Origin of the sequence: Butyricicoccus sp. AM78-15b2TA (assembly GCF_027665985.1) — a bacterium.
GTDB lineage: Bacteria > Bacillota > Clostridia > Oscillospirales > Butyricicoccaceae > Agathobaculum > Agathobaculum butyriciproducens.
The window spans coordinates 89,895-105,768 of the sequence record NZ_JAQEHY010000009.1 but is presented as its reverse complement, the minus strand read 5'-3'; the positions used below and the strand labels follow the sequence as shown (position 1 = coordinate 105,768).

13 protein-coding genes are annotated in these 15,874 nt (G+C 54.9%); 6 read left to right on the top strand and 7 right to left on the bottom strand.

The genetic code is table 11. The features are described from left to right. Positions 1 to 6: 6 nt before the first annotated feature. The 3 genes from PGS25_RS09885 to PGS25_RS09875 form a co-directional block, all read right to left on the bottom strand. Positions 7 to 267: a TIGR04076 family protein gene (locus PGS25_RS09885; protein WP_270418503.1), complete on the bottom strand. Its 261-nt coding sequence runs from the start codon at positions 265 to 267 to the stop codon at positions 7 to 9. Then, on the bottom strand, positions 264 to 815 hold the full coding sequence (locus PGS25_RS09880) for a cysteine hydrolase family protein (RefSeq protein WP_110435911.1): 552 nt from the start codon (positions 813 to 815) through the stop codon (positions 264 to 266). The genes PGS25_RS09885 and PGS25_RS09880 overlap by 4 nt, the downstream gene beginning before the upstream one ends. A gap of 948 nt (positions 816 to 1,763) precedes the next feature. Beyond that, positions 1,764 to 1,946, bottom strand: coding sequence for a hypothetical protein (locus PGS25_RS09875; protein WP_110435910.1), 183 nt, complete (start codon positions 1,944 to 1,946; stop codon positions 1,764 to 1,766). Positions 1,947 to 2,246: 300 nt separating this feature from the next. Between PGS25_RS09875 and pyrR the strand changes: the two genes are divergently transcribed. The 4 genes from pyrR to carB all read left to right on the top strand — a co-directional run bounded on the left by pyrR (position 2,247) and on the right by carB (position 8,221). After that, positions 2,247 to 2,777: a bifunctional pyr operon transcriptional regulator/uracil phosphoribosyltransferase PyrR gene (gene pyrR, locus PGS25_RS09870; RefSeq protein WP_110435909.1), complete on the top strand. Its 531-nt coding sequence runs from the start codon at positions 2,247 to 2,249 to the stop codon at positions 2,775 to 2,777. A gap of 32 nt (positions 2,778 to 2,809) precedes the next feature. Next, the gene (gene pyrF, locus PGS25_RS09865) at positions 2,810 to 3,727 is read left to right on the top strand and encodes an orotidine-5'-phosphate decarboxylase (RefSeq protein WP_117752127.1); all 918 of its coding nucleotides are present in this window, start codon (positions 2,810 to 2,812) and stop codon (positions 3,725 to 3,727) included. A gap of 214 nt (positions 3,728 to 3,941) precedes the next feature. After that, on the top strand, positions 3,942 to 5,036 hold the full coding sequence (locus tag PGS25_RS09860; RefSeq protein WP_119214838.1) for a carbamoyl phosphate synthase small subunit: 1,095 nt from the start codon (positions 3,942 to 3,944) through the stop codon (positions 5,034 to 5,036). After that, a complete protein-coding gene (gene carB, locus PGS25_RS09855; protein ID WP_270418501.1) occupies positions 5,036 to 8,221 on the top strand; it encodes a carbamoyl-phosphate synthase large subunit in 3,186 nt (1,061 codons plus the stop codon). The genes PGS25_RS09860 and carB overlap by 1 nt, the downstream gene beginning before the upstream one ends. 298 nt (positions 8,222 to 8,519) lie before the next feature. Here the strand turns inward: carB and PGS25_RS09850 are convergent, their stop codons facing one another. From PGS25_RS09850 to PGS25_RS09840, 3 genes are all read right to left on the bottom strand, one after another. After that, positions 8,520 to 8,762, bottom strand: coding sequence for an HPr family phosphocarrier protein (locus tag PGS25_RS09850; RefSeq protein ID WP_118361231.1), 243 nt, complete (start codon positions 8,760 to 8,762; stop codon positions 8,520 to 8,522). Positions 8,763 to 9,031: 269 nt separating this feature from the next. Then, on the bottom strand, positions 9,032 to 10,420 hold the full coding sequence (locus PGS25_RS09845; RefSeq protein WP_270418499.1) for an MATE family efflux transporter: 1,389 nt from the start codon (positions 10,418 to 10,420) through the stop codon (positions 9,032 to 9,034). Between the two features lie 157 nt (positions 10,421 to 10,577). Next, positions 10,578 to 11,444 (bottom strand): AraC family transcriptional regulator, encoded by an 867-nt coding sequence (locus PGS25_RS09840; protein ID WP_118286228.1) that lies wholly within the window; start codon positions 11,442 to 11,444, stop codon positions 10,578 to 10,580. Positions 11,445 to 11,627: 183 nt separating this feature from the next. Here PGS25_RS09840 and PGS25_RS09835 point away from each other — a divergent pair, with 183 nt between their 5' ends. Beyond that, positions 11,628 to 12,542, top strand: a complete 915-nt coding sequence (locus tag PGS25_RS09835) for a sugar phosphate isomerase/epimerase family protein (protein ID WP_118286227.1) — start codon at positions 11,628 to 11,630, stop codon at positions 12,540 to 12,542. 103 nt (positions 12,543 to 12,645) lie between these two features. Here PGS25_RS09835 and PGS25_RS09830 read toward each other — a convergent pair whose 3' ends face one another. Continuing rightward, on the bottom strand, positions 12,646 to 12,996 hold the full coding sequence (locus PGS25_RS09830; protein WP_199667462.1) for an LPS biosynthesis protein: 351 nt from the start codon (positions 12,994 to 12,996) through the stop codon (positions 12,646 to 12,648). 1,481 nt (positions 12,997 to 14,477) lie between these two features. Between PGS25_RS09830 and PGS25_RS09825 the strand changes: the two genes are divergently transcribed. Beyond that, the gene (locus PGS25_RS09825) at positions 14,478 to 15,620 is read left to right on the top strand and encodes an iron-containing alcohol dehydrogenase (RefSeq protein ID WP_270418498.1); all 1,143 of its coding nucleotides are present in this window, start codon (positions 14,478 to 14,480) and stop codon (positions 15,618 to 15,620) included. The last annotated feature ends 254 nt before the right edge of the window (positions 15,621 to 15,874 follow it).

The window sequence follows — 15,874 nt, the reverse complement described above, 5'->3', positions numbered from 1 at the left end:
CTACGATTATTCTACAATTTCAATACGGAATACGTTAATCGTGTCCACATCGGGGCAGCAAAACACCGCCGTGCCGTCCTCCTGCCCGGGAAGATGACCGCCGTAACGCAGAATGTCGATGTATAGGAACGCAACGTGCATCGCCATCGGGCAAAGCTGCCCGCGCTCGGTGTCAAAATCGAAGCTGTCGCCTATCTTGTGCCCGCGGTGACAGCCATGCTTGCCTTTTCGGTCGATCAGCGTAATTTTGATCTTGGGTCTGCTCATTTGCGCCACGGCTCCTCACCCTGATGCAGAATTTCCATCTGGCACAGACGCATCGCGTTCAGCGCGGTATCGTGCGACTCCGGCGTGACGCACGCGCACAGTGCCGCGTCGATTACGATGTTTGCCTCCGGGAATGCTGCCTTGCACAACATGGCGTTGGAAATCACGCAAATGCCAGTGCATACGCCGACAAATTCAATTTCCGTCGGCGGTTCCGGCAGCGCGCGGAGCATGTCCGGCAGGGCCACCGAGCCGAACGTCGGCTTGCGGATAATGCGGGACGCCGGAATGCCGTCCACAGCGGCAGCAATAGCATTGTCCAGTGCATGACCTTCCGTTCCTTCGATGCAGTGCGGCACCGGCAGATGACGCCCTTCGTTTGTCTCCATGTAGTTCGGCTGGTGGGTGTCCAGCGTGACAAACAGGTTCTCACGCGGTGTATTTTTTGCCTTCTCTGCCACATAGGGCACGATGGCGCGCGCTTCAGCCGTACCGAGAGGGCCGCTGATAAAATCCTTCTGCATATCCACTACGATAAGAATTTTCATAAATTACGGTTCTCCTTTGTGTAGTGGTTATAGTATAGCATTGTTTGATGGGTTTTCCAATGAAGTTTGTGTGGCTTGTGCGTTAGCGAGTGCTAATAGTTGATTATTCGCTTGAGAAGCGAGCGGAACTGCGCTAACGCCGCGCGGGCGCATAAGAGGGTAGACAACCTGCGGTTTTCCACCCTCTTATGAATCTCCCCTTTTCCCTTAGAAAGTCTGGCGCAGACCGGAGACCGGTGACCGCTGCGAAAATGGAAAACGGCAGTCGGGTTGCCGTTGCGTATCTTTCCCCGCCTTTTCGCAGTTCACAGATAAATTACTGCTACGCATGCGGGTTCATCTACGCAGAGCGCGGCATAGCAGTGCCGCACAACTCTTTGGCACGTTATAACGCACGGCACCTGCGAATTTAGGTGTTCGGTGCCATTTATTTTCGCAGGTGCTGTCTATAATAACGTGCTCACGAATTGCGCAACACGGTCATGTTGCGCCTGCGAAGACTTTCCGGTCTGTGTAGCAGTAATGTATCTGACACTGCGAACAGGTTGCGAAAGACACTGTAGTAAAAATCCTCTGCCGTTCACCTTTTTCGAAGCGGTCACATGTCGGCAATCTGCGCCAGACTAACTAATAAGGGAAAGGTAGGAGTACAAAGAGGAAGGGCACTCATTTAATCCGCGCACGGCGCGGGAAAAAGGTTTAGCAGCCTACGGGCAAACCGCAGGTGTCCCTTCCTCTTTGTCCCCGCCGCGGACGCGGCAGTCTCCCGCGCTCCGCGGAGCGCAATTTCCCTCTGAATGTCAGCGAAAACCTCCCCGCCCGTCAGGGTGAACCGCCTGCGCGGTTCAAATACCCCGCTCAGCTGGTGCAGCAAAAGGTGCTGCCCGGAAAAGGCGAACACGCTTACGCAGTTCGTGTGCCCTGCAAAACCTGTGCAGAAAACAGCCGTTACCCGATGAAATCCTCCACCCGGTCTGCCGCCCTGTGCATCGCATGCTCCGCCTTATGCGCCGCGTGCTTGGCATTCCGCCGCATCGACGGATTGAGCATCGCGCCGGCCGCTACCATCGAAACCACCGCGCCTGCCATCGCTCCGGTTGCAATGCCGGAAACAAAAGGTGAAATTCGCATAAAAGATCTACCGCCTTTCATAAAGTTTATAGAATCAGTATGCCCGCTCGTCCCTCAAATTTTACACAGCAAAAAATTGCTTGTTTGGCACAATCGACTATTTACAATCGCATGTTCATATTATATAATATATCTAACAATCCGCCTTTAAGGTGCGGCCCGTGAGCCGCGCAAGGCAGAAAACAGTGCATACGCCGTCAGCCGTAAGACAAGGGGGACAGGTGTAGTATCTCGTGCGGCTTTCTGCTAATTGTTGTGGCAGAGAGTCATTTTTTTGCATTTTTGAAGGGAGGCGGCAGATTGACCGAACCGAAGATCATACTCGATCAGGATGGCATTCGCCGTGCACTGACCCGCATCGCGTTCGAAATCGTAGAGAAAAACAAGGGCGCGGAGCACCTGCTGCTCGCCGGTGTGAAAACACGCGGTATCTATCTGGCGCAGCGCATTGCTGCCAAGCTGGGCGAGGTCGAAGGCAAGGCACCTCCTGTACTCGAGCTGGACGTTACGCCGTGGCGCGATGACGTGCCGCGCACGGACGCTCCTCTGCCCGATCTCGATCCGCGTATTGCAGGCGCGACCGTCATCATCGTGGACGATGTGCTGTACACCGGACGCACCGTGCGTGCCGCCATCGAAGCCATCTCTCACCGAGGACGCGCCGAGCGCATACAGCTGGCTGTGCTGGTCGATCGCGGTCACCGCGAACTGCCGCTGCGGCCGGATTATATCGGCAAAAACCTGCCTACCGCGCGTGATGAACGCGTTTTTGTCCGCCTGACCGAAGTGGACGGCGAAGACAGTGTAAACATACAAGCTCGCAATCCGTAAAACAACATCGCACCTGAGAAAGGAAGAACCGAATGTCTATCCAAACCTTAGTAGAAAAGATCAAGGAAAAGGGCAACCCGACCGTAGCCGGCCTGGACGCTCGACTGGAGTACATCCCGCAGCATATTTCGGGACGCAACATGATGCTGCACGGCGAAACGCTGCGTGCTGCCGCTGAGAGCGTCGTAGCCTTCAACTGCGGCCTGATCGACGCACTGTGCGACATTGTTCCGGCCGTAAAGCCGCAGGCTGCGTATTACGAGCTGCTCGGCTCCTACGGTGCGATGGCGCTCAAGGAGACCATCGACTACGCACACGCCAAGGGCATGTACGTTATCGGCGATATCAAGCGCAACGACATCGGCGCTACTGCAACCGCTTATGCAGAGGCTTACCTCGGCAAGACCCGCGTTGGCGATACCGAGATCGCACCGTACGGCTGCGATTCGGTTACCGTAAACGGCTATCTCGGCACCGACGGTGTAGAGCCGTTCCTCAAAGAGTGCCGCAGCCGCGAGAAAAGCCTGTTTATGCTGGTAAAGACCTCTAACCCGTCCTCCGGCGAGCTCCAGAACCGCGATATGGAGGGCAAGCCGCTCTACGCCCGCATGGCCGAGATGGTAGCAAAGTGGGGCGAGGGTCTGGATACGCCGTGCGGCTACAACCAGATCGGCGCGGTAGTCGGCGCGACCTACCCGGAGGAGCAGAAGATCATCCGTGAGCTGCTGCCGAAGAGCTACTTCCTCGTACCGGGCTACGGCGCGCAGGGCGCAACCGCAAAGGACATTGCAAATGCATTCAACGACGACGGTCTCGGTGCTATCGTAAACTCCTCCCGCGGCATCATGTGCGCCTGGAAGAAGACCGGCAATAACGGCGAGGACTATAAGGAAGCTGCCCGCGCAGAAGCCATCCGTATGCGCGATGACATCGTAAACGCGATTAAATAATATAAACCGCGCCATCGGCGCGCATTAAAATAGAATTTGCCTTGCAAATTCATAAAAACCTGGAGCACGTATCAAGGTTTTTATACAAGTACGGAGCAAAGTTTCGCTCGTCGGAACTTTGTGCAGTTCTGGACATATCCGCGCTTTCAGCGCGGTATGTCCCCTCGATTGAAACCGTGGTTTCAATCGAAGAATTAAGGAGCGTGTGGATATAGTGAAAAAAGCATACTTACTGCTGGCGGACGGCACTCTGTTCGAGGGTACCGCAGTCGGCTACGAAGGACAGAGCATCGGTGAGGTCGTATTCAACACCGGCATGGCAGGCTATCAGGAGGTTCTGACCGACCCGTCCTACTACGGTCAGGTCGTTACCATGACCTACCCGCTCGTCGGCAACTACGGCATCAACTTTGAGGATTATGAGTCCCGCAAAAGCTGGGTTTCCGGCTTTATCATGCGCGAGATGTGCGAATACCCGTCCAACTGGCGCTGCAAGGTAACGCTCGATGAGTACCTCAAGGCACAGAAGGTCGTTGGCCTTGCCGGCATCGATACCCGCCGACTGACCCGCAAGCTGCGCGGCGAAGGCGTTATGAACGGCGTTATTTACACCGAGGGCTTCGAGCCGGATGAGCAGACCATTGCGGAGATGAAGGCTTACGTCGTAAAGGATGCGGTTAAGACCGTAACCTGTGACGAAAATATCGTTTATCCCGCTGACGGTGAGACCAAGTACCGCATTGCCCTGTTCGATTACGGCGTAAAGTACAACATTGAGCGCGAACTGTGCAAGCGCGGCTGCGAAGTCACCGTTGTTCCGGCGTACACCAAGCCGGAGGACGTAGTCGGCAAGTACGACGGCGTGATGCTGTCCAACGGCCCCGGCGACCCGGCGGAGAACGTTGAGATCGTGGCAAACCTCAAGGAGCTGCTGAAGTCCGATATGCCGATCTTCGGCATCTGCCTCGGTCACCAGCTGCTGGCACTGGCTATCGACGCAAAGACCACCAAGCTGAAGTACGGCCACCGCGGTGTCAACCATCCGGTAAAGGACATCGACGCGGACCGCACCTACATCACCTCGCAGAACCACGGCTATGCCGTTGTAGGCGAGTCGGTTGACCCGCAGATTGCCCGCGTGCGCTATGTCAACCTGAACGACGGCACCGTCGAGGGTCTCGAGCACATCGACCGTCCGGTATTCACCGTTCAGTATCACCCGGAGGTATGCCCCGGCCCGATGGATACCTCGTATCTGTTTGATAAGTTCATCGAAAATATTGAAAAGTCGAAAGGAGGCGCTCAGTAATGCCGCTGCGCAAGGATATTCATAAGGTAATGGTACTGGGCTCCGGCCCGATCGTTATCGGTCAGGCTGCCGAGTTCGACTATGCAGGCACGCAGGCGTGCCGCGCACTGCGCGAAGAGGGTCTGGAGGTTGTTCTGGTAAACTCCAACCCGGCAACCATCATGACCGACAAGGCTATGGCGGACAAGGTTTACATCGAGCCGATGACCGTCGAAGCCGTTCAGGAGATCATCAAAAAGGAACATCCGGACTCTCTGCTGCCCAACCTCGGCGGTCAGACCGGTCTGAACCTCGCCATGGAGCTGTGCGAGAACGGTTTCCTTGATAAAATGGGCGTAAAGCTGCTCGGCGCTAATCCGACCACCATCGCAAAGGCAGAGGACCGCCAGATGTTCAAGGACACCATGGAGAAGATCGGCGAGCCGATCATTGCCTCCAAGGTTGTTCACTCGGTTGAGGATGCGGTTGATTTCACCCGTGAGATCGGTCTGCCGGTCATCATCCGTCCGGCGTACACGCTCGGCGGCACCGGCGGCGGCATCGCCTACACATGGGAGCAGCTGCGCGAAATTGCGGCCTCCGGCATCATGTACTCGCGTGTTGACGAGATTCTGGTCGAGAAGTGCATCGCAGGCTGGAAGGAAATCGAGTACGAGGTAATGCGCGACCACAAGGGCAACGCCATCACCATCTGTAACATGGAGAACGTTGACCCGGTCGGCGTACACACCGGTGACTCTGTCGTAGTTGCGCCGTCGCAGACCCTGTGCGACAAGGAGTACCAGATGCTCCGCACCTCCGCGCTCAACATCATCACCGAGCTGGGCATCGAGGGCGGCTGCAACGTGCAGTACGCGCTCAACCCGGAATCCTTCGAGTACGCCGTAATCGAGGTAAACCCGCGTGTTTCCCGTTCCTCTGCACTGGCTTCCAAGGCAACCGGCTACCCGATTGCAAAGGTAACCGCAAAGATTGCAGTCGGCTATGGCCTGGATGAGATTTCCAACGCCGTTACCGGCAAGACCAAGGCGTGCTTCGAGCCGACCCTCGACTACTGCGTTGTCAAGTTCCCGCGCTGGCCGTTCGACAAGTTCGTTTACGCAGACAACACTCTCGGCACCCAGATGAAGGCCACCGGTGAGGTTATGGCCATCGACAACAGCTTTGAGGGCGCACTGATGAAGGCCGTCCGCGGCTGTGAGATCAAGCTGGACAGCATGATCGCCCCGCACATCCAGAAGCAGTCTGACGCCGAGATTAAGAAGGGCGTGGCACGCACAGACGATCAGCGTCTGTTCCACATCTGCGAGGCTCTGCGCCGCGGCATCATGACCATTGAGGAGATTCACGACATCACCACGATGGACGTGTTCTTCCTGCACAAGTTCCAGAACATCATCGACATGGAGAAGGAACTGGCTGCAGCTGACAAGATCGACTCCGATCTGTACATCCGTGCCAAGAAGATGGGCTTCCTCGACAAGACCATCGAGCAGCTGTCCGGCAAGGACATTTCGGATGTTAAGCGTCTGCCGGTATACAAGATGGTTGATACCTGCGCCGCCGAGTTCGAGGCAGAGACCCCGTATTACTACTCCACCTATGATGAGGAGACCGAGGTTGCACCTCCGTCCGGCAAGAAGAAGGTTCTGGTACTTGGTTCCGGCCCGATCCGTATCGGTCAGGGCATCGAGTTCGACTACTGCTCGGTTCACGCTGTCTGGGCGCTCCAGAAGCTCGGCTGCGAGACCGTTATCATCAACAACAACCCGGAGACTGTTTCCACTGACTTTGATACCGCAGACCGTCTGTACTTCGAGCCGCTGACGCCCGAGGACGTTACCGGTGTTGTTGAGGCAGAGAAGCCGGATTATGCAATCGTACAGTTCGGCGGTCAGACCGCCATCAACCTTGCGGCGCACCTTGAGAAGCTGGGTGTTCCGATCCTCGGCACGCCGGCATGGTCGATCGACGCCGCTGAGGACCGTGAAAAGTTCGACGTTATCCTCGAAAAGTGCGGTATCCCGCGTCCGGCAGGCCACACGGTTATGACCGAGGAGGAGGCTGTCAAGGCGGCTGACGAGCTTGGCTATCCGGTTCTCGTTCGTCCATCCTACGTTCTGGGCGGTCAGGGCATGGAGATTGCCTACAAGGAGGCCGATGTCCGCGAGTTCATGCAGGTTATCACCCGCAACAAGGTTGAAAACCCGGTTCTGGTCGATAAGTACATGATGGGCCGCGAGATCGAGGTCGATGCCATCTGTGACGGCGATGACATCCTCATCCCGGGTATCATGGAGCACTTCGAGCGCGCAGGCGTTCACTCCGGCGACTCCATCTCCATCTATCCGTCCATCAACATCGAGCAGAAGCACAAGGACACCCTCGTTAAGTACACCGAGGCTCTGGCAAAGAACCTCGCTGTTCTCGGTCTGGTCAACATCCAGTTCGTTCTGTACAACGATCAGATCTACGTTATCGAGGTAAACCCGCGTTCGTCCCGTACCGTGCCGTACATCTCCAAGGTTACCGGCGTGCCGATGGTCGATCTGGCTACCCGCTGCATGTTCGGTGAAAAGCTGAAGGACATGGGCTGCGGCACCGGTCTGCATCCGGAGAGCGACCACTACGCCGTCAAGGTTCCGGTATTCTCGTTCCAGAAGCTGCGTGATCTGGATACCCAGCTTGGCCCTGAGATGAAGTCCACCGGCGAGGTGCTCGGCGTTGCCAAGACCTTCCGCGAGGCACTGCTCAAGGGTCTGACCGGCGCAGGCTTCCAGATGAAGAAGAAGGGCGCTGTCCTGATCTCGGTCCGTGATTCGGACAAGCAGGAGGCAATCCGCATCGGTGAGCGCTTCGAGGCTCTCGGCTTTGATATTTACGCTACCAGCGGCACCGCAAACGTGCTCAACCGTCACATGGTCGCAACCAACTCCATCCGCAATGTGGATGAGCCGTCCCCGAACATCATCGACCTGATCGAGTCCGGCAAGATCGACTACGTTGTTGCTACCTCGGTCAAGGGCCGTCATCCGGAGCTTGGCTCGGTACACATCCGCCGTACCGCGGTAGAGCGTGCAATCCCGTGCCTGACCTCGATGGATACAGTTTCCGCGCTGCTGCGCTGCCTCGAGGGCGATGTTAAGATCGAAAACTGCGAAATGGTTGATATCAACACCATCTGATTGCAGTGAAATAAAACAGAAACCCGAAGGGAGGAACTTCGTAAAGAAGTTTCTCCCTTCGGGTTTTGTAATCCGCCGGAATGGGTGCGCCGCATGAACAGCATCCGGAAACGCGCAAAGGAAATGGAAAAATCATTTTAGTCTCTTGTATAGCGTAAGAAAACAGAAACGGTGCAGTCAATAAGACTGCACCGTTCCGAAAAATGTTAAATTGAGCTGCAAAGCTGTCTTGGAGCATCTTCTTTGTGGATGATGCCCAAAATCGACTGCTTTTTATTAGGCTGTTGTACGAGAAAAATTAGTCCTCGTCGTCGATCTCCAGGTAATCCTCAAGATCCTTGAACAGTGCGGTCGGATCAACATCGTCCTCGAGAACGATCTGAAGCGGCTCGTTCAGGGACAGCAGGAACATACCGAGCAGGCTCTTTGCGTCTACCATACCGCTCTTGCCGTGAATCCAAATATCAAAACCGTAACGGGTTACGATCTTGTTGATCTTCTGAATGTCGTCCGTATTCTTTACACGGATACCTCTGGTCATAATAACTACCTCCTGAGATTGTACTTCGTGAAACCCTTTTATGTTAGTTTCATTATAGCATAAAACAGCAGAAAGAAAAGAGGTTTTTGTAGATTTTCTCATTTTTCAGCGTTTTTCGCTTAACATAAGCACAATTTCTCAATTATTTAGGCACTATTCACAGATTATAGACTGTATGTTTGTGCATAGTGTTGAGTCTCTCGATCGGATGATTCGTGAGAAGCGACAAAAAGCTGTACAGAAAATCGTATGTTTTGTCAGGCAGGATTTTACTTACCCAGTGAAACAGCGTGATCCCGCTGTGACAGGCGGCCTTTCCCTGCGGTATGCAGCAACAGCACGGCGGCGATTACTGCGGTCAGCACCTCCGCGATGGGGAACGCCAGCCACACGCCGGCCGGCAGCAGGTGCGCGAACAGCCATGCCGCCGGCAGCACAAAGATCAGCTGGCGCAGCAGCGACACGAGCAGCGACTGCACACCGCCCTCGGTGGCCTGGAACACGCCCTGTATGGCAATGTTTGCACCTGCGAACACAAAGCTGACCGCCAGCACGCGCAGACCGATCACGCACAAGCCCATCGTGCCTGTGGACAGTGAGAAAATACCTGCCAGCGGCTGCGCCAGAATTTCTACAGCCGCAGTGCAAACCAGCATGAGAACAATGGTGTACATCAGACCGCAGCGCACGCCCTCACGGATGCGTTTCGCGTTCTGCATGCCGTAGCTGAACGACACAATCGGCGTAATCGCGTCACGCAGACCGAACGCCGCGAACAAAACGAACTGCTGAATTTTGTAAACAATGCCATAAGCGGTGACATACGAACTGTCCAGACTGCCGAAAATCAGATTGACACAATAATTCATCACGCTCATCGCGCCCTGTGCTATGATGGCCGGTACGCCGATGGAGTAAATCTCGCCGACGATACTGCGGCGCAGGCACAGAGCCTTGCGGCTGAACGGCAGTTCCCTGTTCAGCCGGAAATGGAACACGGCCGCCAGAGCCAGAGACGCAATCTGACCGAGCACGGTCGCCCATGCCGCACCTGCCACGCCCAGTTTCGGACAGCCGAGCAGACCGTAGATCATGATTGGGTCAAGCACGATGTTCGTCAGTGCGCCTGTCACCTGTGCGATTGTAGAATAAAGCGAACGGCCGGTCGCCTGCAGGGTTTTCTCAAACACCGAGAAGAACAGAATGCCGAACGATGCCATACAGCAGATGCGCAGGTACTGACTGCCCATCGCCAGAGCGGTCGGGTCGCTCGTCTGCGAGCCGATGTACGCACCCGCACCGAACGCGCCGAACAGCAGGCACACCGCATAAATAATCCCCATGAGCGTCAGCGCATTGCCTGCCGCTGCCCCCGCCTTCTTTCGGTCACCCTGACCGAGTGCGCGTGCGATGAGCGCATTTGCGCCGACACCGGTGCCGATGCCGACGGCGACCATCATCATCTGCACCGGAAACGCAAGTGTCAGCGCGTTGACCGCGATTTCACCGTTTTCCGCCATGTTTGCCACAAAATAGCTGTCCACGATGTTGTAGACCGCCTGCAGCATCATGGATAGTATCATCGGTGTGCCCATCTGCAGCATGAGCCGTCCTACCGGCGCGGTCGCCATTCGTTTTTCTGCCTTGTTCCGATCCATATCGAAACCTCCTGATTGGATTTTCGGAGTCTTTACGGAAAGCTGCCACAACCTGTCTTTTGCACAAAAGAAAAAAGTGCGTAAATCCATCTGGATTTACGCACTTCTGCTACTCGACTGCTTTATTTTATCAGCGTTTTTCACACTTGTCAAGCGGTTAGACCGGATACTTCCGAAAGATTCCGGGTGCAACGCCAACGTTCTTGCGGAAGCTGTGAATGAAATTCTCCTCGCTGTTGTAGCCGGTCGCGTAGGCGATTTCCTTGACCGACAATTCGGTGGAGGCCAGCATATACTTCGCCTTATCGATGCGGCGCAGCACGATGTACTCATACGGTGAATAGCCGGTCCGCGCCTTGAACTGCCGTGAGAAATGCGATGGACTCAGGCTGACGGCTGCTGCCGCGTCCTGCACGCCGATTGGCTCGAACAAATGCCGGTTCATATAGCGGATGGCCTGTGCAATACGGTCGCCGCCTGCGGTGCTCTCGGTGGTCTCGTCCAGCAGGAGCAGGCACAGCAGCCTGTGGATCAGCTGTGAGCACCGTGCCTCGCTCAGCCGCGCGTCCTCGGCGCAGGCGCTCCGCAGAGAATCCAGCATTTGCGCAATCTCCGCCGGTGCGGCCGGCGAAAATGCCCTGCGGCCGCGTGCCTGCAGGATTTTCTGATAGAACGCGCGGGCATTCAGGCCGTTGAACAGCAGCCAGGTGAACTCCAGTCCGTCCGAGGCGGCATAGCTGTATGGCTCACGGCAGTCGAACAGCACAATCTGTCCGGCTCCGGCGATGGCAGGCGTACCGTTCAGCGTCAGTTCCATTGCGCCATCATGCACAAAAAACAGCATGATATTTTGGTTGTGGTCACCCTGCAGGGCAATTTCCGACCGGTGATTGAAGGAATACCGGCTGTTGCAGAAGTAATGTCCGAGCCGCGTCGGGTAATAAAAAAGCTCCTTTGCAAGCGAAGACGGCGTAAAAAAGTACCGTTCCGAGGTCTGATGGACACCTAATTCGGGAATCAGCATAGCGGTCACTCTCCTTGCCTCTATCCTATCAGAAGTATCCGTTTGATGCAATAGCGAATAGCAGGATTTCGCAGGTTTAGGGTGATTTGTATCATTGGCAAGACGGCAGAAACGCTTTATAATAGAGCCATCAAACAGGGAAGCCACCCTTGATATGGCAAACAGACAAGGAGGATCATTCTTATGAAAATCGCATTTGACGTTGACGTTCTTGCCAAGCAGATGTCCATCAACGATTATGTTCACAAGGTAGCTGACTGGGGCTACAAATACATCGAACAGTCCCCGCATCCGCGCATCAACCCGTTCTACAAGCACCCGCTGTTCTCCAAGGAGTGCCAGCAGGAGTACAAGCAGGCTCTCAAGGAGACCGGTGTAGAGATTTCCTCTTTCATCGTTGTTTACCGCTGGTCCGGCCCGACCGAGGAGCAGCGCCAGCACGCAGTTGCAAACTGGAAGCGCATGATTGAGATCGCGGTTGACATGGGTGTACCGGTCATCAACACCGAGTTCTCCGGCGACCCGAACCAGCAGGAGATCTGCAACGGCATGTTCTTCAAGTCTATGGAGGAGCTTCTCCCGATTATCGAGCGTGAGGGCATCCGCGTAGAGTGCCAGTCTCATCCGTATGACTTCGTAGAGCTGAACGACGAGGCCTGCGACATCGTTAAGTCCTTCCGTTCCAAGAACCTGGGCTACGTTTACTCCGCATCTCACGGCTTCTTCTACGATCAGGGCAAGGGCGACGTTCGCCACATGCTGAAGTACGCCGGCGATGAGTTGACCCACGTTCTTCTGGCTGACACCTGGAACCAGACCAAGGACTGCCGCTACATCGTAAATCCGCCCTGGCTGAACCAGCGCGGCCGTGCTGACTACACCATCCATCAGCACACCGCTATGGGTGAAGGCGAGGTTGATTTCGACGGCATCTTCGAGACCCTGCGTGAGATGGACTTCGCGAACAAGCAGCTGAAGCCGGACGCACCGAAGGTTGGCGGCGACAATATCATCTGCGTATCCTACTTCGGCTTCCCGGAGAAGATGGATCAGCAGGCTCCGGAGGCACTCGACCGCATTAAGCACGAGCTGCTGTAAAGAATACTTTCTGAATACACAAAAGGACTTGAGTTTTCACTCAAGTCCTTTTTCATTCGGCAGATAAAAACGGACAAACCGCTTTGGTTTGTCCGTTATATTTTTATTCTCCGCAACCGGGACAGTCGGAACAGTCGCCGCACTCGATACCTTCTGCGGCCTTACGGTCCTCATAGGCGCGCAGCGTGCCTTCGGTTATGTGGCTGAGAGCCGCCAGCCGCTCGTTTACCATATCCCACAGGCACATCGGCAAATGGTCGCGGTGCCCGCGGTGGATAGTCACGCACTCGAAGCAGTTGCCGTGATGGCGGCACGCCTCCTTACACGGGCAGTGATCACCGGATTCGCGCACCTGACGCAGAAATTCCAGCTTGATCTTGAGCGCTTCTTCCTTCTTGCCCTCGCGGTCAAGGTCGTTCTGCAGGATGGCCAGCTCGTTTCCGTCTATTTTCATAAGTATCGCTCCTCTATATATTGCACTGTATTGCATTTCCATCATAGCAGAGTTTTGACAGTTTCGTCAAAGCAACTTTATCCAAAACCGTGTTTTCGTGCAGTTATACAGATTTTCAACACTCATTTTATCTATTTTGCCATTGACAAAAAGGACAAAATAAAGCCCTCATTCACAGACACATGAACGAGGGCTTTTACTTCCAAATCTCCATAGATCCTCTTTTCCCGACAGGATATTTCCCATCGCATTTGGATTGGTATTCGGTTGTTTTTTCGGCATCTTTCGATCTTACGTTCGCGGAACCGCCCGGCTAAGGTTCGTTTACTGCACAAACTACATAGTCCGTTTGGTTGCCTTTCCTACATTCGGGAACTCTATTTCCAGTGGGTGATGCGTCACTGCTCGGCGGAAGATGTGATACAGCCTGCCTTGTCGAACCGGATGTTACTCGGACTTTGATATTATCTCGTTCCGATGCGGTATGTCTATGCTGCAGATACTCATCAGTATGCCCATCGGCGGGTGCAGCATCCGGCAGGTATCGTAAGATACTTCGTTTTGTTCGCCGGCGCATCAAATATCAGGGTTCTGTCATGTATGAACCTTACTTTCCTGCTGCCTCGATCCGCTTGACTGTCTTAGTATGCCATGTACGGATAGTTAAATTCACGAGGATAGCTTCCCCAAAGTTACCGTTGTTGTTACCTTTGCTTAGAAGCCGATCGCGCTTTTCAGGCGGTTCAAATTGTGGAATTGGAACTCGCTCATTTTTTCAGCTATCACCTTGATCGTTTCGGTCACAGCGCCGCGGCGAGTCCCGCGAACTGGTAAGATGCCTCTTCTGATACCATTGGACTCACCTCTTTCATGGGTATCAAACCGGATTGACATCCTTCAGATTAGATGAAGGTTTGCGCCTTTTGGAGTAAAACCCCTGTTTTACTTTGCCTTTGGTGTTTGCCTTTATCTTTTCTGTGTCATTATAATATCATCAATATTGCACAACGTCAAGCGTTTTTTACGACTTTTTAGGTTGCATATTGCACAACAAAAATCCGTTCATTTCGGTGATTTGGCTCTTTTCTCCAAGTGTGGGATTTGGTATAATAAAAGTGTTAGGGCTTGCGAAGCGAGCGGAATCTGCGCTGACGCCGCGCGGGGCGCGGCATGGGTATGTCGCGCAACTCGTTGGTCTGGATATAACGGATGACACCTCCGAGTTACAATTATCAGTAATCTTTACCGTAGGGTGCAACGTCCTCGGCACACCGTTACTTTCTGAACTGCACCATCTGCATCGCAGGGGCGGTCATTGGCCGTCCACGCAACGTGAGGACATTACTTAAGGCAACACCGCAAAATTTATTTGCAAATCGCTCTTGTTCAATTATGCGGTATTGTCTTAACTCCCACTTGGTAGGAGCTCTTCACTCTAATTTCTAATCACTAACTACTAATCCCAAAAGGAGGCTATTGCAGTGGAAAACTTTAGCTTTTATATGCCGACACGCTTATTTTTCGGTGCCGGATCGGTCAAGCGTCTGGCCAAGGCACGTCTGCCGCAGGGCACGGGTCTGATCATCACCGGCGGCACCTCCACCACCAAACTGGGTTATGTGGCCAAGGTGGCGGATACGCTGGCGGAAGCCGGTCACCCGACCATGGTATACAACAAGGTACAGCCAAACCCGACGATCGAGGGCGTACGCGAGTGCGCTGCGCTCTGCCGTGAGCAGAACATTGCATTTGTTGTCGGCCTCGGCGGCGGCTCGTCCATCGACACGGCCAAGGCGGTTGCCATTATGGCGACCAACGACGGCGACTGGTGGGACTACATTCACGGCGGCACGGGCGGCGGCAAGCGCATGGCCAATGCCGGACTGCCGATTGTTGCCATTCCAACGACCGCAGGCACGGGCACGGAGGCCGACCCGTTCACGGTTATCACCAACGGCGAGGAAAAGATCGGCGGCGGCGGCGAGAAGTGCTTCCCGACCATTTCGATCGTCGATCCGGACTTTATGATGACTGTTCCGCCGCATCTGACGGCATACCAGGGCTTTGACGCATTCTTCCATGCGGCCGAAGGCTATCTGGCTAAGACTGCAAGCCCGATGAGCGACATGTTCGCGCTGCAGGCAATTACGCTGATTGGCAAATCGCTGGCAACGGCTGTTAAGGACGGCGGCAACGCCGATGCACGCGCGGATGTGGCACTGGCGAACACGCTGGCAGGTTTTGTCGAAACGCTGTCGAGCTGCAGCGGCGAGCACGCCATCGAGCATGCGCTGAGCGCGTTCCATCCCGATCTGCCGCACGGCGCGGGTCTGATCATGCTGTCCAAGGCATACTGGAGCCGCTTCAAGAACACCTCGGCTGACCGCCTGCAGGCCATTGCACATGCACTCGGACGTGCGGACGGCGATTTTCTCGCTGCGCTGGCTGAGCTGCAGCAGGCGTGCGGCGTGGACAAGCTGCGCCTGTCCGACTACGGTGTAAAGCCGGAGGATGCAGGCGAACTCGCTGACAACGCAGCAAGCACCATGGGCGCCCTGTTCCGTGTCGATCCGCGCACGCTGTCCCGCGAGGAGATTATGGACATCATCACCGAAAGCATTTAAGCGAATACGCTGAGAGCGGACCGATTGGTCCGCTCTCAGGCTGTCGAAAAACTTTGTTTTTCGAACAGCCTCTCGCTCGAAACCACGCTTTCGAGCGAATCTCGAAGAAAAACCGCGTCCTGCGGACACATTTTTTCTTCCCTTGTATAAATTCCGAGATACACAAGGTGAATTGCCGCATAGCGGCAAGAGAGGGTGGTCTGGACCATGCTCCCGGAATTTATGAATTTGCAAAGCAAATTCGATTGAATGTG